Here is a 23,698-nt window from a genome sequence, read left to right as displayed (position 1 = left end):
ATGGAACAATTGGCAGGTATTGTTTATCGGACTCCGCTTACTACCTCTACCTTTTTGAATAAAATGGTTGGGAAAAACATTTATTTTAAAATGGAAAATCAACAAAAGACGGGAGCTTTTAAAATTCGCGGAGCAAGCTATAAGATGTCCCGTTTAACAGAACAAGAAGCAAAGCAGGGCGTAATTGCTGCCTCTGCCGGAAATCATGCTCAAGGGGTTGCTTTAGCTGCAGCAAAACGAGGCATCGCAGCTAAGATTTTTATGCCTGTTACTACACCCGCCGCAAAAGTGAAAGCAACAGAATATTACGGGGCCAAGGCGGTTATCACAGGTGCTTCCTTTCAAGAATCATATGAAGCAGCCTGTATGGAACAGCTAAAAACCAATAGCTTTTTTCTCCATCCATTTGATGATGTGGATGTGATGGCAGGGCAAGCGACGATTGCCATTGAAATGCTAAATCAACAGCCTTTCCTCGATACGTTAATCGTACCAATCGGTGGGGGTGGTTTGATAAGCGGCGTTGCCTTTGCCGCCAAGCTTCTTAATCCCAAAATAAAAGTGATTGGTGTTCAAGCTGAAGGGGCAAAGGTGATGTATACCCATTTCCATCATTATCCCTCTCCTACTTCGGAAACTGTAGCTACTATAGCAGAAGGAATTGCCGTAAAGGAGCCAGGTAAATTAACCCTACCCATTATTCAAAAATACGTAGATGACATCATTACAGTAAGCGATAATGATATAGCTACCGCCATGGTTTACATGCTCGAAAGAAAAAAGACTTTAGTCGAAGGGGCTGGCGCAGCTGCCTTTGCTGCTCTCCTCGTGCATCGAAATTCGATTCGTTCCAAAAACTGCGGGATTATCGTTAGTGGCGGAAACATGGATTTATCGAAACTCGATCATATCCAACAGCTTGCAAAGAAGGATACCCTATCTTATTTAGCCTAATAAAAGAAAAAAGGCCGACCACTTACCATCGTGGTTGGCTTTTACCTCTTATTCACCTATATATTGACCTAAAAATTGAGCTACTCCTGTATAGGCTGTTATATTATTCTTTAATTTTACAAAGAAATGTCCTTCATCTTCAAAACGAATATAGGTTACAGGATGATTGCGGGCACGTAATTCGTCGACAATTTGCTCGGTTTCTTCAATTGGAACTCGCGGATCATTTGCTCCATGGAGAACCATCACCGGACAAGTGATTTTATCAACATGGTGGATTGGGTCAATTTGATCAAAGAAGTCTCCGTCATTTTCAATACTTCCATATTCCGCTTCTCTAACCTTTCTGCGCCAGGAACTCGTTTTCTCCAAGAAGGTTCGGAAGCTTGAAATCCCAACAATATCAATTGCTGCTGACCATATATCAGGATAGTGTGTGATGGCTGCTAATACCATGAAACCACCATAGCTACGTCCCATAATCGCAATTTTATCCGAATCCGCATTTCCTTCTGCTTTTAACCACTCCACTAATGATGTTAAGTCCTTAACAGAATCCATCCGTTTTCTCACATCATCTAAATGAGAATACGTTTTTCCATACCCTGTGCTACCACGAACATTCGGCGTACATACAGCATAGCCATGATTTAGGAAATACTGCAGAAACGGATTATACACAGCACGTATTTGGCTTTCTGGACCTCCATGGACAAACACTACCACGGGAAGTTTGCCTTCTACATTTTTAGGCGTATACATAAAGGCAGGTACTTGAAGCCCATCAAAGGAAGTAAACTGGATAAGCTCTGGTTCAATCAGTCTTTCCTCTACCATTGGCAACTGGGAAACGAATGTTAATCTTTTCGTTTCATTTGTTTGTAAATCAAGCTCCCAAACATCAGATGGGTTTTTAGGTCCATTAAATACATAAGCCAATTTTGTTTGATCCGGAGAGAAAGTCAGATCACTTATAACTCCGATTGGCGTTTCCCAAGTCTGAAGTTTTTTCACGTTAATATGATAAACAACCCCTCTTGAGATTCCCCCCTCATTAACGCTATAAGCTAATAGATTTTTATCTGAACTAATGGATAAACCTTCTAAATCCCAATTCCGTTGGTCTAACCACTCAAGTTTTTTCGTGGACAGTTCAATTGCCACTAGCCCAATAAATTCGTGGCCAACATTGGATAAACAATAGAGGTACTTGCCGTCTCCACTAAAATGAGGAGATTCAAATATCGCTTCTCCTTCATGGAGAGTTAACCAAGTAATTTCCCCTGTTTCTACCTGCAGTAAACCAAAATCATTGTCTAAATTGGTATTCACTTTTTGAATTAATAACTCTCCATTTGGTGCCCATTTAATTGGATGATGGGTAGCATCTTCTGTATATATTTGAAGAAACTCCAACGTTTCTAGATTTTGAACATAGATATCAAAAAAAGCATTGTGACGACGGTTACTAGACCAAGCAATCCATTTTCCATCAGGAGAACTTCCTCCATAGTGATGAATATGGTCAGGTGAATTCGTTAATGGCTTTAAGTCACCATTATCTTTTAATAAAAAAAGCTGCTGTCTTTCATTAACTCCTTCATCCATACCAATAATTCGTTCGGTTGTCCCTGTTATATAAGAGACAAACATGATTCTCTCTTCCGTAAAAGAGGCTTGGGCTGGCCATTGTTGCTGACTGTTTAACTCCCATACTTGTGGAAGACCTGTATAATCTGTGATAAAACTGAGCTTATCACCAGATGGACTATATATTGGATTTTTCGCTGTACGAACATGTAAATAAGGGGCAATTGCTACTGCATCCATGTGTTCACTACCTCTCAAGATTCACTAAATTATTTGTCTACTATGTAAGGAATCAACTTGTAAGGGAAAAAGTATCTTACTTTTTCCCTCTTTCGGTACTTTTTTTACTTTGAAGCTTCTACATTCTCTTGAGAAGACTCTAATGCTGCTGGAAAACCTAGTAACATATAAGCCATATGGACAATTCCATTCTCAAAATCCTGTAGTCTTATCGATTCGTTTGGTGCATGTGCCTTAGAACCAACCCAGCCCACACCTGTACTTACGATAGGAAGCTGAAGCTGTTCTCCAAAAATATACATTGGACCGGTACCTGCTGAGTTTGGAGCAAGGATCCCTTCTTTTCCGTATACTTCCTGTGCTGATTCCATCACATGTGAAATAAACGGATGACTGAAATCAGATCGGTAGGCTTTTTGGCCATTTAATGAAGTAACCTGGATATCATGGAATCCATTCTTTTCTAAATGTCTTTGCACACATTCAAGAATATGATCCGGATCTTGCCCCGGCACTAAACGGCAATCTACTTTTGCCTTTGCATTTTTAGGAAGAACTGTTTTAGAACCTTCACCCGTATAGCCACTAACCAAACCACAAATGGTCATGGTTGGCTGTAAAACCATCGCTTCTCTTGGATCCTGATCCTTTGCCTTTGTAATTAATGGTCTTCTTAAACCATATAGGTTTGTGACCGCTTCTTCATTAAAAGGAAGGGCATGAACAGCCTCCATTACTGCTTCAGTAGGCGGTTCCATTCCATCATAAAATCCTTCTACTAAAATCTCATTCTGTTGATTTTTCATTGTTGCCAATGCCTGTACTAATCTCCATGCCGCATTATCAACATAAGCACCAACCGATGAATGCATATCAATATCTGCACCCACACAAGTAAGCTCTAAATAAGCCATACCCTTAATACCGGCAACCATACTAATTCGGTCTTGTTCGTCCTTACCGCCAAATTCCCAAATGCACGCATCTGCTTTGAAAAGGTCACGATATTTTTGAAGGTATGGTTCAAGATTCGGACTACCGATTTCTTCTTCCCCTTCAATCAAAAACTTAATATTACATGGTAAACCGCCTTGTGTTTTTTGAAGGATCTTAATCGCTGTTAATCTAGCAACTAAATCCCCTTTATTATCCGCTACTCCTCTTGCAAATAATTTCCCGTCTCTAATCGTTGCTTCAAATGGCTCCGAATTCCATTCATCAAGCGGCTCAGGAGGTTGTACATCATAATGGTTATAAAAGAGTAATGTTTTAGAAGAATCCCCATTACTTCCTGCTGGAAAATAACCATACACCACAGGATTTCCACTTAAATCATCTAATGTTTGGGCTTCACCGCCAGCTTCTTCAATCATCTTCACTACAAATTGGACTGTTTCTGGAATGGCTGAATTTTGTGCAGAAATCGTTGGGAATGAAAGATATTCCTTTAATAAATCGACAGCACTTTCAACTGACTCTTTTGTTACATTTTTAAGCTCTACTAGATTTTGATTAGTCATATGAAAATCCCCTTTCTATACTGATTTATAAATATTTCGATAAACGAAGAAAAATTCCTTTATTTTTTCTTAATTATCTGTAAATTTTATTATTAAAGATGCTATCTTAGACTTGCGTATTGATTTCCGCTTCAGGCGCTTCGCTTTCCGTGGGAAGAATTATGAAAAAGCCCTACTGCCGGCTTTTTCAAAAAACAAATTCTTCCTTGGGCGTTTCGGCGAGCCTCCTCGGCGCTTACGCCTGCGGGGTACAAATGATCCCTCCTATGGATCATTTTACTAGGTCTCCCCTGACCCGTACTCCCACAGGAGTCTTCGCGCCTTCCGCTCCAATCAACAAGGGAGAAAATAAATAATATTCTTTAACAGAGCCATTAAAAAAAACTGCTGAAATTCAGCAGTTCTTCTTACGATTTATTTTTTTAATAATGGTTGGGTTACTTCCTTTACTCCGACAAGTCCGAGCATGGTTAGGAAGATTTTTTGCGTACCGTAAAAGGCATCTTTCGGGTCAAAATATTCTTCGAGAGTATGGCAACCGCCGTAATCACCGCCGCCACCTAAGGTTACAGCTGGGATACCTAAACTGATTGGGACATTGGAATCCGTGCTACTTGGATTATTCAACTCCGGTTCAAAACCTAATACACTTGCAGCCGCTTGGGCTGCTTGTACAATCACAGAGTCTACAGGCTGGCTGCCGGCAGGACGATCACCGACCAGTTCCGTTTCTACCTTAATAACGTCTTTGCCCCAACGTGAATTTTCATCTTTCGCGGATTGTTCAAGAATTTCTAATACTTCTTTTTCTAAAACGGATAATTCATCTTGGGATGTGGAGCGCATATCAAGAACCAGACTTGCACTTTGGGCAATGGTATTGACAGAGGTTCCTCCCGTTATCGTTCCAACATTAAAAGTAGTTTTTGGATTCTTGGAAACTTGTACATCCGAAATCTTAGCGATAGCTCTGCCTAGCGCATGGATGGCACTTGGCATTCCGAAATCGCCAAAGCTGTGACCACCAGGTCCTTTATAGGTTATACGGTAACGCCTGCTGCCAGTGGCAAGATAGGTAATTTCATTTGGAGTTCCTGGCTCGATGGAGATGAAGCCATCAATATCATGATTATCTCCAAATAATCCCTTTACTCCCCTTAAATCTCCTAAGCCCTCTTCTCCAACAGTCGCAACGAATAATAAATCACCGGTAGTTTTTACATTTGATTCATTTAATGCGCGCACTAACGTTAACAAAACAGCCAGTCCCCTGCCATCATCGGCAATGCCCGGTGCATAGATTTTTCCGTCTCGCTCCTTCGCTTTTACGTCAGTTCCTTCTGGAAAAACGGTATCAAGATGAGCTGACACTACTAATTTGGGTCCATCACCACTGCCAGATCTAAGTCCGTAAACATTCCCATGCTGATCCACTCTTACATTCTCTAATCCTAATTCCTTAAACCTCTTTTGGAAAAATTCCCCTCTGACTTCCTCTTGAAAGGTTGGAGCAGCGATTTCCGTTAAGTGCACTTGCTCTTTTACGGTATTTTCATTGTCTGCCTTTAAAAAGTCTAAACCAACTTTCACAGCTTGCTGTTTCAATACGAGTTCATATACTTCTCTAACATCAGTGGCAATATAACTGCTCATCTTCCTTGACCTCCCACTATTATAAAAACTAATACTTTTATTTTAATAGACGTTTTGATTTAATAACACTATATTGACTTATTATTTTAAATATTTCGTATTAGGGAATTTAGGGGGAACTCTTTTGAAAAAGTATACATTTCGTCCACTTCAAAAAATGCACATTCCATCCATGTCTCCGCTTTTATTCAATAGACAACTAAAGGAAATCGAATCCTTTCCTTTTCTAAAAACCGAAAAACTAAATGAATCTTTTATCTCTAACTCTTTGGAAAAAATGTTTCAAGATCAAAAAGTCATAGGAACAGGTGCTTTTGAAAATGAAGAGCTTGTTGGCTATCTGTTTGCCCAAATAAAATTTGATGAAACCCGAGGGAAGCATGCATGGGTTCCTTATGAAGGGGTAGCCATTAAACTTGAAGAATCTGGCGAATTGATTCGCTTACTGTATGCAGAGACATCTAAGGAATGGCTAGATTATGGATGTTATGCCCATTATGCTATTGCACCAATGGCTAATTTTACATATGTGGATGCTTTTCAGCGGTTATCCTTTGGCTTTGAACAGGTTCAAGGTGTGCTTGATATTGAAAGTTACCAACCTTTTAATCTTCAAAGTAATATTAAGACCAGAATGGCAAACTTAGAAGATAGAGAAGTAATAGGCAGCATGGCAGACATTATATCCTCCTATCAAAATGAATCTCCTGTTTATGCTGTAGCTTTACCGGAATATATTATGGAAATAAGAGATGGGTATAGACAAATAGTAGATGATGAAGATGCGTTTATAGTTCTAGCAGAACAAAACGGTGAACCTATTGGATTTCAAGCTTATTGGACCATCGATTCCCATTTAGCAGTACCAGAGCACGCCATCGAACTTAGTGTCGCAGGGACATTCCCACATACATCGGGAAAAGGAATCGGAAAAACACTAATGGATGAAGCCATTCGGGTATTAAAGGAAAAGAACATTAAATATATCATGACAGACTGGAGGATGACCAATCTTTCTTCTTCCGTTTTTTGGCCAAAATGTGGCTTCCAGCCGTTTTATCATCGAATGCATAGAATCATAGACCCTCGATTAGGATGGGCCAATTTCAGAAATCCTTTACTAAAAAAGTAGCTTATATTAGGAATACTATTTTATATATTTTCCAAAATAAAAAATAAGCCTTGATTCCTTTTGGAGTTCGAAGGCTTATTTTTTATTTTCTTCCACTGTCTTTTCAATATCTTTCTGTTGCCCATCCAACCATTTTTGAAAAGGATAGATGATAATCGCAACAGCTAACATTAGTCCGCAAATACCAAAATGTTGAACTTTTTTTAGTTTTACAATTCCCCATTTTTCTAAGAAAGGCAGAAATACAAATGAAAAAAAACTGTCCAATAATATATTAGCGAGCATATAAATACGGAAACCAAATCGATAGCTAAGACTGAAAACACCGATCGTCCCTACTAAAAATGGACCATAAATAAAAGAGATATCAATCGACTTCAACCAGGGAATCACTGGCTTTTTAAGCTTCCACCATCCTAAATGGTAAGCTGATACATACACTAATGTTACGAGGAGTGATGCAAAAATAGACACTGGTGTATATCTTCTTACATTTTTTTTACCGATGATAAAGGTCGTAAGCCAAGATACACTAAGCAAAGAATAAAACAATAATTTTGGAGACATTCATTTCACTCCATTAACGTAGTTACTCATTATTTTTCCTAAAGAAAACGAAATTATGCTAGTTAATGGGTGTCTATTTAATTAATTGTTAATCTTCATCCTTTACATCGATATCTTCTGGGATTGGTTCATTTAGAACCTCTTCCACTAAAAATTTGTATTTTTCAAGCTGTTTCAAATGGGTGTTAAATTGTTCTTTATAAACAAGGTACTGCTCACCATCAAAAAGAGCACGAACCTTTTTTTGTTGAATGAGTTTTTCCATTGCTTGTTCGCTCATACTTAAGTACTCTGCAGCCTCTTTTATCGTTAAATACATGCATGTATCCTCCTTATTCCTCACAGTTCATTATAATCGTTGAATAAAAAAAGGAGCAGCGTGATTAGTTGCCCCTTTTGTTCTATTTTAAAATTATACTGTTACTGCCTGTTTTTCAAGCATCGTTCCATTCTTAGCAAAGTTGGAATGCCATGAAAAGGCTTTTTCTAATACATGAGGGGTTTGGCCACCTCTTATAAGTGCTTCCTGATAATATTCACGAAGCTGGTTGCGGTACATGGGGTGAGCACAATTTTCGATAATGCGTTCCACTCGTTCTCTCGGTGCAAGCCCACGTAAATCGACATAGCCTTGTTCAGTTACAATGACATCAACATCGTGCTCGGTATGATCGACGTGGGAGACAAATGGAACGATACTGGAGATATTTCCGCCTTTTGCAATGGACTTGGTTACAAAGATAGCTAATCTCGCGTTTCTTGCAAAATCACCAGAACCGCCTATTCCGTTCATCATTTTTGTTCCGGAAACATGAGTTGAATTAACATTTCCATATATATCAAGCTCGAGCGCCGTATTGATCGAGATTAATCCGAGTCGACGGATGATCTCAGGATGATTGGAAATTTCTTGAGGTCGCATAATTAATCTTTCTCGATACTGTTCAAAATTCGAGAATACCTCATGCATTTTTTGATCAGAAAGAGTAATCGAACAGCATGAAGCAAATGTAACTTTACCAGCATCCATTAAATCGAATACAGCATCTTGTAAAACCTCAGAGTAAACCTCTAAATTTTCAAATTCTGAATTTAACATTCCGTGCAGAACAGCATTAGCAATGGAACCAATTCCAGATTGTAAAGGAGCGAGATTGGTTGAAAGTCTGCCAACTTCGACTTCACGACGAAGGAAGTCTATCAAATGATTAGCCATCATCACCGTTTCTTCGTCAGGAGGAACGATGGTAGATGGAGAATCCAATTGATCGGTAAATACGATTCCTCTTACTTTTTCCACATCAACAGGAATTCCAATCGTTCCAATTCTATCATTTGGTTTAGTAAGCGGAATCGGATCTCTTGATCCTTGTTTTCCTGGTTCATAAAGATCATGTAAGCCTTCAAGCTCTGGTGTTTGCGCTACATTTATTTCTATAATGATGGATTTGGCATTTAACGCAAAGGATAATGAGTTCCCAATAGAAGTTGTCGGAATCACAAGTCCATCCTCTGTAATTGCAACCGCTTCCAAAATAGCGACATCGACACCCATTACATCAGAACGGATTAATTCAGCTGTATGCGACAAATGTTGATCAACAAATAAAAAATCACCTTGATTAATTCCTTTGCGCATGGTTGGATCCGCTTGAAACGGAAGTCTTTTTCCTAAGATACCTGCTTCTGCAAACAATTTATCGACATCTGATCCTAATGATGCCCCCGTATATACATTTACCTTAAATGGTTTTTGCTCTTCTTGAACTCTTTTTACTAAAGCAAATGGAACCGCTTTCACGTCACCCGCACGTGTAAAACCACTTAACCCTAGCGTCATACCATCTTGAATCCAAGATGCTGCTTCCTCTGCTGTCACGATGCGATTTTGTAGACGAGGATCCCTAACACGTTCCATTTTTTTCTCCATAAACCTATCCCTCTCTCATAAATGAATATATAAAATCATTTTACCTATTTACCTATCAAGGTTGAGATTTAAGGATTAGATTAGAGAAAATTCAGATAAAACAGCAATATTCGATTCCCAAGCAGCATTTTTCTAAAAACCAAGCAGCTTTCTGAAATAACTAGAGTATGATTGGCTGACAGGAATTTGATCTCCGTTATTCATGGATAGCAAAAACGTGGAATGGGTATCTGGATAAATCATTTTAATATGATGAACATTGACGATATACGATCGGTGGCACCTAATAAAGTTCTCCTTCGGCAACAAATATTCAAATTCTTGTAGGGAGTTTTTATGAGTTCCCGAATATTCCTTTGTGTTCACAAACGTCTTTTTATCCTTTGCCTCTAAGTAAACCACTTGAGAAAATGGAATGGGAATCCAGCCATCGTTCGTTTTAACTGTTACAACAGATTTCCCTTCTGTTAACGCTGGATAAATGGCTGTTACGCATCCCTCTAGCTTTCCGTCATGCAAAAAAGGGACCGCCATCCCATGATAGGGAACTCCAAAAACATCACGATTGATAAATTCTGAAACTTTTTGTTTCGTCTCTAACGCTTTATAGGCAATTGTCCCTTCCTTAACAGGGTCCCCGGGACTTATTTTTAAATCAATTCGTTTGCTGGGTCGATAATAAATATATTCCTTTGTATTAGATACAGCTATTGAGATTTCATCCGAAAATAACTCTCCAATGACATCTAATAGCGATCTTACTGTTATCTTTTCCATGTCAGCCCCCTTTCCTCGGAAAAATTTTTTCAAAACATCATCATTTTATTCAAATAACTTAACAAATTCCCCATATCCTTCATCTATTAACTTTTCCTTTGGAACAAAACGAAGCGCAGCCGAGTTAATACAGTAGCGGGCACGATCAGGTCCAGGACCATCATCAAAAACGTGGCCAAGGTGCGAATCTGACGTTTTGCCGCGAACTTCTATTCTTCTCATTCCAAGGGAAGTATCAAATCTTTCGTGAATTTCATTACGACGCAAAGGTTTGGTAAAGCTTGGCCAGCCACACCCAGCATCATATTTATCCTTTGAACTGAATAATGGTTCACCTGAAATAATATCAACATAAATTCCTTCCTCTGTATGGTCCCAAAACTCATTTTGAAATGGGGGCTCCGTTGCATTATTTCTTGTTACTTCATATTGAATCGGGGTCAGTTCTTTTCTTAATTGTTCATCACTTTTACGGTTTCTCCAGTTCTCGCGGATAAAACGTGCTCGTCCGGAGCCCTCTTTATAAAGATTATAGTGGAAAGGATTCTTTTTATAGTAACCCTGATGTTTTTCCTCCGCTTTGTAAAATGTGCCTGCTGGAATTATCTCCGTTACAATCGGCTTTTGAAAACGACCACTCGCTGCAAGCTCCGCTTTTGATGCTTCTGCCTGATCCTTTTGTTCTTCACTATGGTAAAAAATAGCCGTTCGGTAGGATAGACCGCGATCATTAAACTGACCGCCTGCATCCGTCGGATCGATTTGTTGCCAAAATAATTGTAGTAATTTTTTATAAGGAAAAATAGTTGGATCGTAAGTTATTTGGACAGCCTCATAGTGTCCCGTCGTTTCAGAGCAAACTTCTTCATAGGTAGGGTTTTCAGTAGATCCACCCGTATATCCTGAAATAACTTTAAGAATCCCTGGCTGCTCATCAAATGGAGATACCATACACCAAAAGCATCCGCCTGCAAAAGTCGCCAACTCCCGTTGTTCCGTCATGATATCCACTCCTTTTTATCATGTTGTTTCCTAGCCATAATGATAGAAAATATTGATAGTAAAGTACAGTAAAATGAAAAACCAGTCATTTTTAGACTGGCTCTTTTACTTTTAATCCATATACATAAGACCATAAAAAAGCCAACTTCCGTGCGGTAAAGTTGGCCTTTTCATTACGATTATTGAGCTGGAATAAGAGGAATAGATGTAACAAGTCGCTCAAATTCGCAATCTCCATCTAGAGAACGAACTCGAATAGTAATTTGGCCAGGAACGACAGGTACGAATAAGACAGCCTGGAATTGGTTATTTGCTACGTTCGCAGTTGTTGAACCAACAACATTTTCATTCACGAGGATCTCAACGGAAACTTGATTTGTTCCTTGTGCATTTCCAAAAAATCTATATTGAGTTGCACCAGGTTGTGATGGTAACTCTAGGCGTGCTATTACTGAGACCTGACAAGTTGGGATGTCTAAAATATCCTCAAGTTTAAACTGTAATAGCATTTCCTTTTTAATCACCGTTTTTAGAGTTTGATTTACAGAGTCGTTTATGGCAATTAAATCAGCAACACTTCCAGCACGAACAGATGATTCTGGTAATGTACCTAGGACAGCCTGAATCTTTTCAGCTTCTGCATTGATAATATGCGCCAACCCTAACTCCTCAAAGGCTATGGAAGCTAATAGAAGGTTAATAACATCCTCCCTATTAATATCAATCGAAGGTGTTACATTCGGTATGTTAGGAAAGCTCAAATTCTTTCACCTCCTCATAGGTCGATTATTCATTTTATGGTAGAAAGTGGAGGTTGAAAGGTATAGAAACCTAATCTAAGTGTGACTTATCAAAATTAATAAAATAACCTAACTTGAAAGTAATAGTTCTATTCCCCTATTAATTGTCTCTACCGTCTTCAATGGGAATTTCATTTAAAAAGTCAGTCGATTTTGGGACATCTCACTTGACAAAATAATAAATTCTATATGATAATTTCTATTGAATTAGAATTATTCTATTTTTAGTAATAGTTCTAAATAAATACATTAACCATTGGAGGAAAATCAATATGTCATTAATCGGCACACAAGTATTACCATTCACTGCACAAGCTTTCCATAACGGAGATTTTATTACGGTAACTGAAGAAAACTTCAAAGGTAAATGGAGTGTAGTTTGCTTCTACCCAGCTGACTTTACTTTCGTATGTCCAACTGAACTTGAAGATCTTCAAAACCAATATGCAACTTTAAAAGGACTTGGAGCAGAAGTATATTCTGTATCAACTGATACACATTTCACACACAAAGCATGGCACGATCACTCAGAAACTATCAACAAAATCGAGTATGTTATGATTGGTGACCCTTCTCAAAAAGTTTCTCGTAACTTCGATGTATTAATTGAAGAAGAAGGTCTTGCTGACCGTGGAACTTTCATCATCGACCCAGACGGTGTTATCCAAACTGTTGAAATTAATGCTGGCGGCATCGGTCGTGATGCAAGTCAAGTGGTTGCGAAGCTTAAAGCAGCTCAATACGTTCGTAACAACCCTGGTGAAGTTTGCCCAGCTAAATGGCAAGAAGGTTCTGCAACACTTAAGCCAAGCCTTGACCTTGTAGGAAAAATTTAAGGAGCCAATTCCATGTTATTAGATGCAGAGATTAAAGCTCAGTTAGCCCAATATCTTCAGCTGATGGAGGGCGATGTTCTACTTAAGGTTAGCGCTGGATCCGATGCTGTTTCACGAGATATGCTGACATTAGTAGACGAACTGGCTACGATGTCATCCAATATTAAGGTTGAGCATGCTCAATTAGAAAGAACTCCAAGCTTCAGTGTCAATCGTATGGGTGAAGATACGGGCGTAACATTTGCTGGTATCCCCCTCGGGCACGAATTTACTTCATTAGTTCTAGCCTTACTGCAGGTAAGTGGAAGAGCCCCGAAGGTTGATCAGAAAGTGATTGATCAAGTTAAAAACATGAAGGGTGAATACCATTTTGTCTCTTATATTAGCTTGAGCTGCCACAACTGTCCTGATGTTGTACAAGCATTGAACTTGATGAGTATTTTGAACCCTGGCATTACCCATACCATGATTGACGGTGCAGCTTTTAAAGACGAAGTTGAAAGTAAACAGATCATGGCAGTACCAACCGTGTTCCTAAATGGCGAATCCTTCGGAAGTGGTCGTATGACCCTTGAAGAAATTCTTGCCAAGATGGGCACAGGTCCTGACGCATCTGAGTTCAGCGATAAGGAGCCTTACGATGTGCTTGTTGTAGGTGGTGGACCTGCTGGTGCAAGTGCAGCAATCTATGCAGCACGTAAAGGAATACGTACAGGCATTGTAGCAGAACGGTTTGGCGGACAAGTTATGGACACTTTGGGCATTGAAAACTTTATTAGCGTAAAGCATACGGAAGGTCCAAAGCTCGTAGCAAGCCTTGAAGAACATGTGAAAGAATATGGCATCGATGTGATGAACCTTCAACGTGCCAAGCGCTTAGAAAAGAACAGTCTGATTGAAATCGAACTTGAGAATGGTGCGGTTTTAAAAAGTAAAACGGTCATCCTTTCAACAGGTGCTCGTTGGCGCAATATTGGTGTGCCTGGTGAAGCAGAGTTCAAGAACAAAGGTGTAGCATACTGCCCTCATTGTGACGGTCCATTATTTATTGGAAAAGACGTTGCCGTTATTGGCGGAGGTAATTCCGGAGTGGAGGCAGCGATTGACCTTGCTGGGATCGTTAAGCATGTAACCGTTCTTGAGTTTAACCCTGAGTTGAAAGCGGATGCTGTACTTCAAGATCGTCTATACAGCCTGTCTAACGTAACGGTTCTAAAGAACGTCCAAACAAAAGAAATTACCGGAACTGACAAAGTGAACGGCATTTCTTACATGGATCGTGAAACAGGAGAAGAGCATCACATTGAATTACAAGGTGTTTTTGTTCAAATCGGCCTTGTACCAAACACGGATTGGTTAGGTGACACAATCGAACGTACACGTTTCGGAGAGATTGTGGTGGACAACCATGGTGCTACAAACATTCCTGGAGTATTTGCTGCAGGAGACTGTACGAATAGCCCTTATAAACAGATTATTATTTCGATGGGATCTGGTGCGACAGCTGCATTAGGTGCATTTGATTATTTAATCCGAAATTAAGCTATTAATATATTGAAAGTCGCTTGACTACCTGGGTAGGCAAGCGACTTTTTTTGTTTATATAATAAAACTTTGTTAAATATTTTTGTTAATTTGGCACAAAAGATTTTTGCAAATTAACCCTAAGCCTCATTAAGCCGATAAACAATAAATTTTATAGGACTCACGTTCCGTTATTTTATAAAATTGATTAGTTTTTTAGGGGTTATCGGACTACCATGGTTCCGTTATTGCACCTAAAGTATGCCTTTTTTCTATGAAATATAGTAAATAACGGATCCAGTGTCCCTATAAACTAGGATATAACCTCTATTTTACGCTAATAACGGATTCTGTGTCCGATAAAATGACAACTAAGAATTATCAACCATTTTATCAGCATGAAAAGAACCTTTAATCAAAGATAGATTAAAGGTTCTTTTCAATTCTTTAATTATGGCTGTTTTCGTATAGATCGAGGTTTTCGTAAAAATCCCAAAAGCCGGATTTTTACAACTTCCCTTAATGAGTGACCAGCTCTTTTCTTGATTTCCTAAAGAATTTTAATAAATTCTTATGTGAAATCATTCTTTATTAGTTTTAAAAACAGCGAAGTTTTAGAAAAGAGCCTTAATTATAGACCAGTTCTTTTTCGCTTTCACTAGGCTTTTTCTCAGTTGACACTGTTTCTTTTCCAATAAGACCGAGCGTTTGCGCAGTTAGAGTATTAACCTCTTGGAAAAACTCTGGGTTCTCTGTCAATGACACGCCATAAGAAGGTATCATTTCTATGATCTTTGATTCCCACTCTTTCATATGTTGTGGGAAGCACTTTTCTAGAACTTCAAGCATTACATGAACTGCTGTAGAAGCACCCGGAGAAGCACCTAGCAATGCAGCTACGGAGCCATCAGAGGCACTAACCACTTCCGTACCAAATTGAAGTGTTCCTTTACCAGCCTCTGTATCTTTGATGACTTGCACACGTTGACCAGCTACAACCATATCCCATTCCTCGCTTTTAGCGTTCGGGACAAACTCACGTAACTCTTCCATTCGTTTTTCTTTTGATAACAGAACTTGTTCAATCAAGTATTTTGTTAACGGAATGTTCTTTGCACCAGCTGCGAGCATAGTGACAACATTGTTTGGCTTGACTGAACCTATCAAATCAAGATTTGAACCCGTTTTCAAAAACTTTGGTGTGAAACCGGCAAATGGGCCAAACAGCAATGCTTTTTTGTTGTCGATAAATCTTGTATCAAGATGCGGTACAGACATTGGAGGAGCTCCAACTTTAGCTTTACCGTATACTTTTGCATGGTGCTGCTCTACCACTTCAGGATTGTTACATACCAAAAATAGCCCGCTTACTGGGAAACCGCCAATATGTTTTGACTCAGGAATACCCGTTTTTTGCAATAACGGCAGACTTCCGCCACCACCGCCAATAAAGACGAATTTGGCTGTATGTCTTTCGATATTACCGGTATCCATATTCCAAATTTTCAATTCCCATAAACCGTCTTCAGTCCGTTTAATATCTTCAACACTATGCTTATAGTTGATTTCAACATTTTGACTCTTTAAATGGTCAAACAACATGCGTGTTAAAGCACCGAAATTGACATCCGTTCCAGAGTCTATTTTGGTTGCCGCTATCGGTTCCTTCGATCTACGCCCTTCCATGATTAAAGGAATCCATTCCATTAGTTTTTCAGGGTCATCGGAAAATTCCATCCCTTGAAACAGAGGATTTTTTGATAGCGCTTCAAAACGATTTTTTAAAAAAGAAACATTTTTGTCTCCCTCCACTAAGCTCATATGAGGAAGTGGCATAATAAACTCTTGCGGATTAGTAATCAGATTACTGTTTACAAGATAGGACCAAAACTGTCTTGAAAGCTGAAACTGTTCATTAATTTTTATCGCTTTACTAATATCTATAGAACCATCAGATTTTTCGGGTGTATAATTAAGCTCGCACAGTGCCGCATGACCTGTACCCGCATTATTCCACTCGTTAGAGCTTTCTTCTCCAGCTTTTTCAAGTTTCTCAAACACTTTAATTTCCCATTCAGGTGCTAACTCTTTTAGTAACGATCCTAGAGTCGCACTCATGACTCCAGCACCAATTAAAATAATGTCTGTTTTTTTCTGTATGTTGCTCATGTTATCCTTCCTTATCCCCTATATTTGCAAAAAGGAGTAGGCACTCCTGCTTAGGTGTTATAAAAGCAAGGGGCACCACCCAGAAACACACCTTTTCTATTTTACTAATCTATTATAAATATTTATGGATTAAAATTTCTACCATTATCTGATAATTATAAACCATATTTTCATATTTAAAAAGTGAGAAGTACTTCCACATGGTCTAGATAAAGGGAAATACTTGGTCATAGATTGGGATTTTACAAGGGATAAGGCTTTGGTTTGTACTATCTCTTCTTTTTGGGAAATTTTATTATTGTCTTTAATTAAAACTTTCAGGGGAGAAGAAATGAAGCAGGAATTTTTTGAAGAGATACCAAGATGTCAGGGAAATTGGTAGAAGACATTATTACTTCTAAAAGTAAAAACTACATAAAGAGGTTAAGTAAAATAATCAGAAAAAAGGTATTATCCAAAATATACTTTTACACGCCCCTCCTTCTGTGCTGTTGCCAAACAGCTTTTTATAAAATCATGTATTTGTTTTTGATCCCAAGAATCAAAATTTGAACCTGAATCGTAAAATTGATTGAAGGCATTCAAAGCCTTTTCCATGTGGGGTATTGAAAAAGTTGCACTATCTCCAGAACCGCTAACTCCAGCATGAAAATGGTCTGCATCAAGTAAACGGTAAAGAATAGCAGCATTATAATTCCCCATGCTAAAACGAGCATAAGCAACTTCTTTCCCTGCGCTATTGTAGCCAAAAATATCGTGACCCATAATAATTCTCCTTTAAATTCAAATTTTTACACAGAAATCGTTTCAATACTGATACAGTGAAACAATTATCATGAATAGTTTATTTGGTTTACCACCCCTTTCAGGCAGAGTTTTATAACACTTTTTTGGAAAATATAGAAATTAGGGAGTAGACATAGTGTAACGCGAGGATTTATTTATAAAGCAGTGCAAAAAAGGGTTTCAATCAGTGGGCAATTTAACTAATTATTAGTCGCATGGGATATTCTTCAGTTAATATCTTTTTTAAGATTTCATATGTGGAGTTCTAAAAAAAAGAGGGAAAGCTAGGGGCAATGAGAAGTTTTCTATATTATAGTTCCATGTTTCGCCTTACCTGTCAACAGTGGATAATTCGACAAAATTCGAGTAAATTGATTAGTGCTCTGCTTTTATTGATATACGAGTTTTTAGAATTGCTATCATGACCATGTTACGCAAAAAAAGCAGTCTCCCAATTTGGAAAACTACCTATTTTACGCTTGATTACACAAAACTCCACATGTTTTGAAACAAGGCTGCTTGGGTTCTTCAGCAGCTGCATGGCAGACAATGGGTATTGTTACTCCAATGATATCTTCACAACATCATCTAAATATTTCTTCGTATTATACCCAAATATTTCAAGTCTTTTTGGAATCATTTCCTCTCCATTGTTACTGTTTAAACTTATCTTTTGAGCTGTAATGAAGTAACGAGGTTCTTCGATTTTTTCATTATTAGTGGCTTTTTTCGTGTTATATTCATTTCCATTTTTATCAGCAAGTACTCCGTCAATATCCATCTCCATTGAACCAGTGCTTCCATTCTCATCGAAAATAGCGAATTGAAGGGATTCATATGCTCGGTTCTTGATTACATGATTGCTTATGACAAGCCTGGTAGGCTGTCCAACTTCAAACTTGTCGATGGAGATGGAACTGCCTGCATATTCAAAGGTTTGAGGATATTGTTGTGAAGCATCGAGGTCGATGGTTTTTCTGTCTGTAACCATTAAAAAGGCAGAGTCCAATTGGATGTTAACTTCCTTTGGTTTTTCTACAAAAAGCGGGTCAAAATTCACCTGATAAGTAGCCCAATCCGTACCACCATGTGTAAAATTACTGCCATACATATCAGCTTTCACTTTCTTATTGTCCACTTCTAGGGTATTAAAATTAAGAACTTCAATACGCTTCTCTGCCTCTGCCATCATGCTATATTGCAGAATTGTCGCTGTCGGAGCAAAAATCAGTTTATCAAATCGAACTGGGATTCCCTCTACTTTTGTTTGTTTATCCAAAGCATATTCGGTAGCGGGGTGTTTTTTTACAGGAATTTCGAAGTTCCACTCCCCTGTATCCAATTGCCTATTTTCGTAAGCCATTTGGACAGAGACATTAGGTTTTAATTTTTGAAGCTTTGTAATTTTAAGTTTGATTGTCCCTTTATCCTCTCTCATTGGCAAAAGACTAACTTTTCCTTGAAACACATTCTTTTTTTCCTTATTTGCATCCGATTCCAGGTCAGGAGGATATTGTCTTGGCAAAGATACATGACTTTTAAATTCTGATTGATTCTCCAAAAATATACCTTCATTAACATCTACTATATATTGATTATCCTCCGCCGTATCTTCTATTTCATAAAAAACAAGTGTCTGAACATCATCAGCAATAACACTCTTGATGGTCATTTTCACACCGTTGTTCTCTGCCTTCAGGTTCAGCACTTCCGCCATGTCCCGTTGCAGAAATTCTCGCAATTGTTGGTCCTCTTCTGTATAGGTATAGTATAGATTGGAAAAAGACTTTGTAAAAACCTCTATACCCATCAATACAACGAAAATACTCGCAAATATAACCCCTATCCTAAAACGTTTTTTGTTTTTCAAACTTCTGTTTTTTTCTCTCTCAACCAGCCTGGTTTTGACGTTCTCTATTAAATCGTATGGCACGTAAAAATCGCCAACACCATCAGCAAGATAAACCATCACTTTCTGGAATTCAGCCAAGTCCACCTGGCAGTTCTGGCAATGATAAAGATGTATCTCGAAATCAACCTTGTCCGATCGGTCCAAAGTTCCTTCCAAATATTCGATGTAATTCTTATGATATTCTTTACAGCCATTAGAGCTGTGCTCATATCCTAGTTCTTTTTTAAGTGACTGGATTCCGATAAATAATTGTTCTCTTATCTTTCCCACAGGAATGCGAAGAAGATATGCCACATCTTCCAAGGGAAGTCCTTTTAAGTACTTAAGGGCTATGGCTTCCTTCTCTTCCTTCTTCAATGGATCAAGCACTTTAAACAAATCTGGGCGTTGTTCACTTTCCACTGAAGCTTGTAAACTACTTTTAATAGAGAGATCTCGGCAGGTTTGTATAAAAATGGATGTAACCCATGTGTCAAACGTTGATTCTCCATTGAATCGAGGGTACTCCTTGTTTACTTTTAATATAGTACGGTAAAAAAGTTCTTCCAATTGCTTTTGGTTTTGAAAATAGGTCAAGCCCAGAATATAGAATGATTGTTTATGCTGACCGAACCAATCAACGATAGATTCCAAGTCTTTTTCTGTTATCGGAGTAATGGATACGGGTTCAATTTTTGCCGGGATCATAAAACGTCCCCCCTTTTTGCGTTTTATTCTAATCATATTAGTATAGGGAATTATTTACAATACCTACCTTTTTAAGGACTTCTAAGCTTTTTTTATAATGCCCAATAAAGCATTATCATTTCAAATCGTCTGATTGATTAGATTAGTAGAGTTAATGGCACCTGCCGTTTGAATCATTGCTATCCTTTGCTTTCACAAAAAATATAGAAGCAGGCTATCCATTTACCGGAGCCTGCTTCCTTTTTTTATGATATGGAAGAAAATAAAATAACTTTCATAACCGCCTTCAATTAGGACACTTCTACTGTCCTTCCATTTCATCAAGATTCTTTGACGCAAAGTTATTAAGCAATTCACGCACTTCATCTGTTGTCTTTGTATTCATCAATTGATTTCTTAATTCACCAGCTCCGCGGAATCCTTTGACATAGATCTTAAAAAAGCGGTGAAGAGCCGTATAGGGCCGCAGCTCTAAATGCGAATATTTTTCATGTAGATCCATATGCAGTCTTAAGAGATCAAGTAATTCCTGACTGCTATGATCTTTCGGCTCCTTTTCAAAAGCAAATGGATTATGGAAAATTCCACGCCCAATCATAACCCCATCAACCCCATATTTTTCAACGAGCTCCAGACCAGTTTGACGGTCCGGAATATCTCCATTAATTGTCAAAAGTGTATTAGGTGCGATCTCGTCACGCAGTTTCTTAATCTCCGGGATCAATTCCCAATGCGCAGGCACCTTGCTCATTTCATTTCTTGTTCGCAGATGGATAGAAAGATTCGCAATGTCCTGTTCTAAAATGTGTTTCAGCCAGGTCTTCCATTCGTCTACATCCGAGAAACCTAGCCTTGTCTTAACACTTACGGGCAACCCGCCTGCTTTTGCGGCTTGTATTAATTCTGCTGCTACTTCAGGACGGCAGATCAGGCCGCTCCCCTTCCCGTTCTGCACCACGTTGGGTACCGGACAGCCCATATTAATATCTAAACCCTTAAAGCCCAGTTCCGCCATACCAATACTCATTTGCCGAAAGTTTTCAGGCTTGTCCCCCCATATATGGGCGACAATTGGCTGTTCATCCTCTGTAAAAGTCAAACGCCCTCGCACACTTTTGATCCCATCTGGGTGACAATAACTCTCACTGTTTGTAAATTCTGTAAAAAACACATCAGGTCTGGCTGCCTCACTCACTACATGACGAAAAACAACATCCGTCACTTCTTCCATTGGTGCTAGTATAAAAAAAGGTCGTGGTAAATCACGCCAAAAATTCTCTTTCATATTAAAATTCAAATCCTCTCATCATGGGATACCAGATCAGGTCAGTCCCAAAATTAAAAAGCAAAATGCCCCTGCTTCTTTTACACTTATACCATGCTTAAGCACCTTTTATCAAACCAAATTGAACTGTTTATTTTCTCCAAATAAAGATTTGTATCGGAAATTTTATATATTGACGATCTAGATTTACATATAAAATAGCCCAGTTTTTGGACTGGGCCATTTTCAGTATAATTAATTTAAAATGTTCGCACTGTTTTACATTCGGATTGATGGTTCATTCTTAGCTTTATTTCCCTATTCCCATTTAAACACAAAACTGGCTAACATAAACCCAACAACTAACCAACATCCTAAAATGAGAGTGTCCGTTCCTAATTGAAGAAAAGGGGTTCCAAGATTCATCGTCTCCCTCAAGGCAGAACTCAAATGGGAAATAGGCAGTATCTTAACAATGGGTTGAATAATATCTGGCATATTACTAATCGGAAAGAACACGCCTCCAAGAAACAGCATGGGAAACGTAACAAATCCTGCGATTGGCCCAGCACTTTCGGGATTTTTCGCGATCCCTGCAATAATAAAACCAAGTGACATAAAGGCAAGGGTGCCAAGGATAATGAAGAAGATTAAAGCAAGCCAAGAGCCTACGACGCTAATACCGAAGACTAAATTAGCAATTAAGACAACCAGTAGTGCTTGAGTTCCATTGAGTAATAAACGCGCTGTTATTTGAGCAGCGATGAAGGTGGATGCTTTGAGTCTCGTTCCTTGCATTCTTCGCAAGATTCCTCTTTCACGCCAAGCAGCAATTTGTCCAGCAACACCGTTCATGTTATTGCTCATAATCATCATAGCAACGATCCCAGGGACAAGGAAGTCGACATAACGTATATTTCGGGCTTCTATGCCAATTTTTTCAACGGTCATTAAAGGCTTGTAGCCGACAAGCGCTTTACTATATTGATCAATGATGCCATTTACAACGGTCAGGCCGAGTTCCGAGGTCGTGAGGTTTTTCTCATTATAATAAACAGGAAGGGAAAAGGGGTGTTCCTCATCCATCACGTTTGCTTCATACCCTTTTGGAATTTCAATAAGAAGCTGGACGTCTCCGTTTTTCACGGCGTCTTTCCCGCTTTTGACTTTTTTATACTTCTTCGTTTCTAATCCCTCATTCTTGTATAACAATTCTTTTAAATCCTTAGAAGCTTCTGTTTGATCAGAGTCGATTACCCCTACGGTTAACGAAAGGTTATTGCCATTTCCGGCAAAGGATCCCAGAGCTAGCATTAAGATAATCGGAAAGAGTAAGGTAAAAAATAGAACTTGTTTATTGCGAGCAAAGATTCTTAATTGTGCAAGCGTTAACTGCCAGTATGCTCTCATGACTCTCTGATACTCCTTCCTGTCATGTGAATGAAAACATCCTCTAATGTCGCTAAACGTGTTTGTAAATCTTCAATTTTAAATGAATGTTCTGTAATGGACTGAATTAAGGATGTTAAAGCTGTTTGTAAATCATCTGTATATAACTGGATAAAGGTATCTTTTATAGACACGTCTTTGACACCATCTAAATTTAAAAGCCATTCTTTTTTCGGTGGATTGCTTAAATGAAACTCTACGGTACTTGTAGATTGAAGTTTTTTTACTAAATTGGCTGGCGTATCAAGCGCAATTAATTCTCCTTGATCCATAATCCCGATGCGATCACAGAGCACATGAGCTTCATCCATATAATGTGTGGAGAGGATGACTGTCTTTCCGCGGTCTTTTAAACGTAGTACAATGTCCCACAAGGTTCTTCTTGCTTGTGGATCAAGTCCAGTAGTTGGTTCATCAAGAAACACAATTTGCGGGTCATGTATAAGAGCTAAGGCAATAGCAAGGCGTTGCTTTTGTCCGCCGGAGAGTCCTTTAATACGGGCATTTTTCTTTTCTGTTAAAAGCATCTCATCAATTAATTCATCGATGTTTACGTGACTCGGATAGAAACTTCCGTACAACTGCAGTATTTCACTTACTTTCAATAATTCAAATAAAGAAGTGGACTGGAGTTGAACTCCAATAACCTCTTTGACTTTGTTCACTTCTTTTTTTACATCAAAGCCTGCGAGTGCAGCGGTGCCTTCATCTGGCTTTCTAAGACCGACTAACATTTCAATGGTGGTTGTTTTTCCAGCACCATTTGGTCCAAGGAGGCCAAAAACCTCTCCTTTTTCCACCTGGAAGGATACCCCGTTAACCGCTGTGTGAGAGCCATATCGTTTTAATAGACCTTTTACGTCTACCATTATGTTTTTATTCATAGCAAGCCTCCTTAGGACATTT

Annotated in this window: 19 protein-coding genes; 4 read left to right on the top strand and 15 right to left on the bottom strand. The window is 38.7% G+C overall.

Features of this window, described 5'->3' with window-relative positions; translation table 11 throughout:
- Positions 1 to 954 (top strand): threonine ammonia-lyase, encoded by a 954-nt coding sequence (gene ilvA / locus ACSBPO_RS00855; RefSeq protein ID WP_442597847.1) that lies wholly within the window; start codon positions 1 to 3, stop codon positions 952 to 954.
- 48 nt (positions 955 to 1,002) lie between these two features.
- Here ilvA and ACSBPO_RS00850 read toward each other — a convergent pair whose 3' ends face one another.
- The 3 genes from ACSBPO_RS00850 to ACSBPO_RS00840 form a co-directional block, all read right to left on the bottom strand.
- Positions 1,003 to 2,784: a S9 family peptidase gene (locus tag ACSBPO_RS00850; RefSeq protein WP_442597845.1), complete on the bottom strand. Its 1,782-nt coding sequence runs from the start codon at positions 2,782 to 2,784 to the stop codon at positions 1,003 to 1,005.
- A gap of 104 nt (positions 2,785 to 2,888) precedes the next feature.
- Positions 2,889 to 4,304, bottom strand: a complete 1,416-nt coding sequence (locus ACSBPO_RS00845) for a M20/M25/M40 family metallo-hydrolase (protein ID WP_442597843.1) — start codon at positions 4,302 to 4,304, stop codon at positions 2,889 to 2,891.
- A 414-nt stretch (positions 4,305 to 4,718) separates the two neighbouring features.
- Entirely contained in the window at positions 4,719 to 5,957 is a 1,239-nt protein-coding gene (locus ACSBPO_RS00840) for a M20/M25/M40 family metallo-hydrolase (RefSeq protein ID WP_442597841.1), read from the bottom strand.
- 124 nt (positions 5,958 to 6,081) lie between these two features.
- On the opposite strand from ACSBPO_RS00840, the gene ACSBPO_RS00835 reads away from it, so the two are divergent.
- Positions 6,082 to 7,089 (top strand): GNAT family N-acetyltransferase, encoded by a 1,008-nt coding sequence (locus ACSBPO_RS00835; RefSeq protein ID WP_442597839.1) that lies wholly within the window; start codon positions 6,082 to 6,084, stop codon positions 7,087 to 7,089.
- 75 nt (positions 7,090 to 7,164) lie between these two features.
- Here ACSBPO_RS00835 and ACSBPO_RS00830 read toward each other — a convergent pair whose 3' ends face one another.
- The 6 genes from ACSBPO_RS00830 to ACSBPO_RS00805 all read right to left on the bottom strand — a co-directional run bounded on the left by ACSBPO_RS00830 (position 7,165) and on the right by ACSBPO_RS00805 (position 12,126).
- Complete coding sequence (locus tag ACSBPO_RS00830; protein ID WP_442597837.1) at positions 7,165 to 7,656, bottom strand: hypothetical protein; 492 nt, start codon at positions 7,654 to 7,656, stop codon at positions 7,165 to 7,167.
- A gap of 88 nt (positions 7,657 to 7,744) precedes the next feature.
- Entirely contained in the window at positions 7,745 to 7,975 is a 231-nt protein-coding gene (locus ACSBPO_RS00825; RefSeq protein ID WP_442597835.1) for an excisionase family DNA-binding protein, read from the bottom strand.
- 93 nt (positions 7,976 to 8,068) lie between these two features.
- Positions 8,069 to 9,586, bottom strand: a complete 1,518-nt coding sequence (locus tag ACSBPO_RS00820; protein ID WP_442597833.1) for an acetyl-CoA hydrolase/transferase family protein — start codon at positions 9,584 to 9,586, stop codon at positions 8,069 to 8,071.
- 132 nt (positions 9,587 to 9,718) lie between these two features.
- Entirely contained in the window at positions 9,719 to 10,363 is a 645-nt protein-coding gene (locus ACSBPO_RS00815; RefSeq protein WP_442597831.1) for a LytTR family DNA-binding domain-containing protein, read from the bottom strand.
- Positions 10,364 to 10,408: 45 nt separating this feature from the next.
- Positions 10,409 to 11,365: a peptide-methionine (S)-S-oxide reductase MsrA gene (gene msrA / locus ACSBPO_RS00810; protein WP_442597829.1), complete on the bottom strand. Its 957-nt coding sequence runs from the start codon at positions 11,363 to 11,365 to the stop codon at positions 10,409 to 10,411.
- Positions 11,366 to 11,544: 179 nt separating this feature from the next.
- Positions 11,545 to 12,126: a hypothetical protein gene (locus ACSBPO_RS00805; RefSeq protein WP_442597828.1), complete on the bottom strand. Its 582-nt coding sequence runs from the start codon at positions 12,124 to 12,126 to the stop codon at positions 11,545 to 11,547.
- Between the two features lie 311 nt (positions 12,127 to 12,437).
- On the opposite strand from ACSBPO_RS00805, the gene ahpC reads away from it, so the two are divergent.
- Both ahpC and ahpF read left to right on the top strand, forming a co-directional pair.
- Positions 12,438 to 13,001: an alkyl hydroperoxide reductase subunit C gene (ahpC, locus tag ACSBPO_RS00800; RefSeq protein WP_442597826.1), complete on the top strand. Its 564-nt coding sequence runs from the start codon at positions 12,438 to 12,440 to the stop codon at positions 12,999 to 13,001.
- Between the two features lie 12 nt (positions 13,002 to 13,013).
- Positions 13,014 to 14,543: an alkyl hydroperoxide reductase subunit F gene (ahpF, locus tag ACSBPO_RS00795; RefSeq protein WP_442597824.1), complete on the top strand. Its 1,530-nt coding sequence runs from the start codon at positions 13,014 to 13,016 to the stop codon at positions 14,541 to 14,543.
- Positions 14,544 to 15,152: 609 nt separating this feature from the next.
- Here ahpF and ACSBPO_RS00790 read toward each other — a convergent pair.
- From ACSBPO_RS00790 to ACSBPO_RS00765, 6 genes are all read right to left on the bottom strand, one after another.
- Positions 15,153 to 16,694, bottom strand: a complete 1,542-nt coding sequence (locus ACSBPO_RS00790; RefSeq protein WP_442597822.1) for a malate:quinone oxidoreductase — start codon at positions 16,692 to 16,694, stop codon at positions 15,153 to 15,155.
- A 450-nt stretch (positions 16,695 to 17,144) separates the two neighbouring features.
- Entirely contained in the window at positions 17,145 to 17,459 is a 315-nt protein-coding gene (locus ACSBPO_RS00785) for a hypothetical protein (protein ID WP_442597820.1), read from the bottom strand.
- A gap of 580 nt (positions 17,460 to 18,039) precedes the next feature.
- The gene (locus tag ACSBPO_RS00780) at positions 18,040 to 20,079 is read right to left on the bottom strand and encodes a sigma-70 family RNA polymerase sigma factor (RefSeq protein ID WP_442597818.1); all 2,040 of its coding nucleotides are present in this window, start codon (positions 20,077 to 20,079) and stop codon (positions 18,040 to 18,042) included.
- 301 nt (positions 20,080 to 20,380) lie between these two features.
- Entirely contained in the window at positions 20,381 to 21,364 is a 984-nt protein-coding gene (locus ACSBPO_RS00775; RefSeq protein ID WP_442597809.1) for a tRNA dihydrouridine synthase, read from the bottom strand.
- Positions 21,365 to 21,661: 297 nt separating this feature from the next.
- Positions 21,662 to 22,753: an ABC transporter permease gene (locus ACSBPO_RS00770; RefSeq protein WP_442597807.1), complete on the bottom strand. Its 1,092-nt coding sequence runs from the start codon at positions 22,751 to 22,753 to the stop codon at positions 21,662 to 21,664.
- A complete protein-coding gene (locus tag ACSBPO_RS00765) occupies positions 22,750 to 23,676 on the bottom strand; it encodes an ABC transporter ATP-binding protein (RefSeq protein WP_442597805.1) in 927 nt (308 codons plus the stop codon). Before ACSBPO_RS00765 ends, ACSBPO_RS00770 begins: the two co-directional genes overlap by 4 nt.
- Positions 23,677 to 23,698 lie beyond the last annotated feature (22 nt).

The organism is Neobacillus sp. D3-1R (assembly GCF_052180215.1).
Classification (GTDB): Bacteria; Bacillota; Bacilli; order Bacillales; family Cytobacillaceae; genus Pseudoneobacillus.
Note: the sequence above shows the minus strand (reverse complement) of the source record. Positions and strands in the feature narration are given on the sequence as shown.

What these genes read in the sequence shown, in the direction of transcription:
- ACSBPO_RS00775 (WP_442597809.1), bottom strand. Translation starts at nt 21,364, where the DNA reads ATGAAAGAGAATTTTTGGCGTGATTTACCACGACCTTTTTTTATACTA.
- ACSBPO_RS00815 (WP_442597831.1), bottom strand. Translation starts at nt 10,363, where the DNA reads ATGGAAAAGATAACAGTAAGATCGCTATTAGATGTCATTGGAGAGTTA.
- ACSBPO_RS00785 (WP_442597820.1), bottom strand. Translation starts at nt 17,459, where the DNA reads ATGGGTCACGATATTTTTGGCTACAATAGCGCAGGGAAAGAAGTTGCT.
- ahpC (WP_442597826.1), top strand. Translation starts at nt 12,438, where the DNA reads ATGTCATTAATCGGCACACAAGTATTACCATTCACTGCACAAGCTTTC.
- msrA (WP_442597829.1), bottom strand. Translation starts at nt 11,365, where the DNA reads ATGACGGAACAACGGGAGTTGGCGACTTTTGCAGGCGGATGCTTTTGG.
- ACSBPO_RS00825 (WP_442597835.1), bottom strand. Translation starts at nt 7,975, where the DNA reads ATGTATTTAACGATAAAAGAGGCTGCAGAGTACTTAAGTATGAGCGAA.
- ACSBPO_RS00850 (WP_442597845.1), bottom strand. Translation starts at nt 2,784, where the DNA reads ATGGATGCAGTAGCAATTGCCCCTTATTTACATGTTCGTACAGCGAAA.
- ahpF (WP_442597824.1), top strand. Translation starts at nt 13,014, where the DNA reads ATGTTATTAGATGCAGAGATTAAAGCTCAGTTAGCCCAATATCTTCAG.
- ACSBPO_RS00820 (WP_442597833.1), bottom strand. Translation starts at nt 9,586, where the DNA reads ATGGAGAAAAAAATGGAACGTGTTAGGGATCCTCGTCTACAAAATCGC.
- ACSBPO_RS00845 (WP_442597843.1), bottom strand. Translation starts at nt 4,304, where the DNA reads ATGACTAATCAAAATCTAGTAGAGCTTAAAAATGTAACAAAAGAGTCA.
- ACSBPO_RS00790 (WP_442597822.1), bottom strand. Translation starts at nt 16,694, where the DNA reads ATGAGCAACATACAGAAAAAAACAGACATTATTTTAATTGGTGCTGGA.
- ACSBPO_RS00830 (WP_442597837.1), bottom strand. Translation starts at nt 7,656, where the DNA reads ATGTCTCCAAAATTATTGTTTTATTCTTTGCTTAGTGTATCTTGGCTT.
- ACSBPO_RS00770 (WP_442597807.1), bottom strand. Translation starts at nt 22,753, where the DNA reads ATGAGAGCATACTGGCAGTTAACGCTTGCACAATTAAGAATCTTTGCT.
- ACSBPO_RS00765 (WP_442597805.1), bottom strand. Translation starts at nt 23,676, where the DNA reads ATGAATAAAAACATAATGGTAGACGTAAAAGGTCTATTAAAACGATAT.
- ACSBPO_RS00780 (WP_442597818.1), bottom strand. Translation starts at nt 20,079, where the DNA reads ATGATCCCGGCAAAAATTGAACCCGTATCCATTACTCCGATAACAGAA.
- ilvA (WP_442597847.1), top strand. Translation starts at nt 1, where the DNA reads ATGGAACAATTGGCAGGTATTGTTTATCGGACTCCGCTTACTACCTCT.
- ACSBPO_RS00840 (WP_442597841.1), bottom strand. Translation starts at nt 5,957, where the DNA reads ATGAGCAGTTATATTGCCACTGATGTTAGAGAAGTATATGAACTCGTA.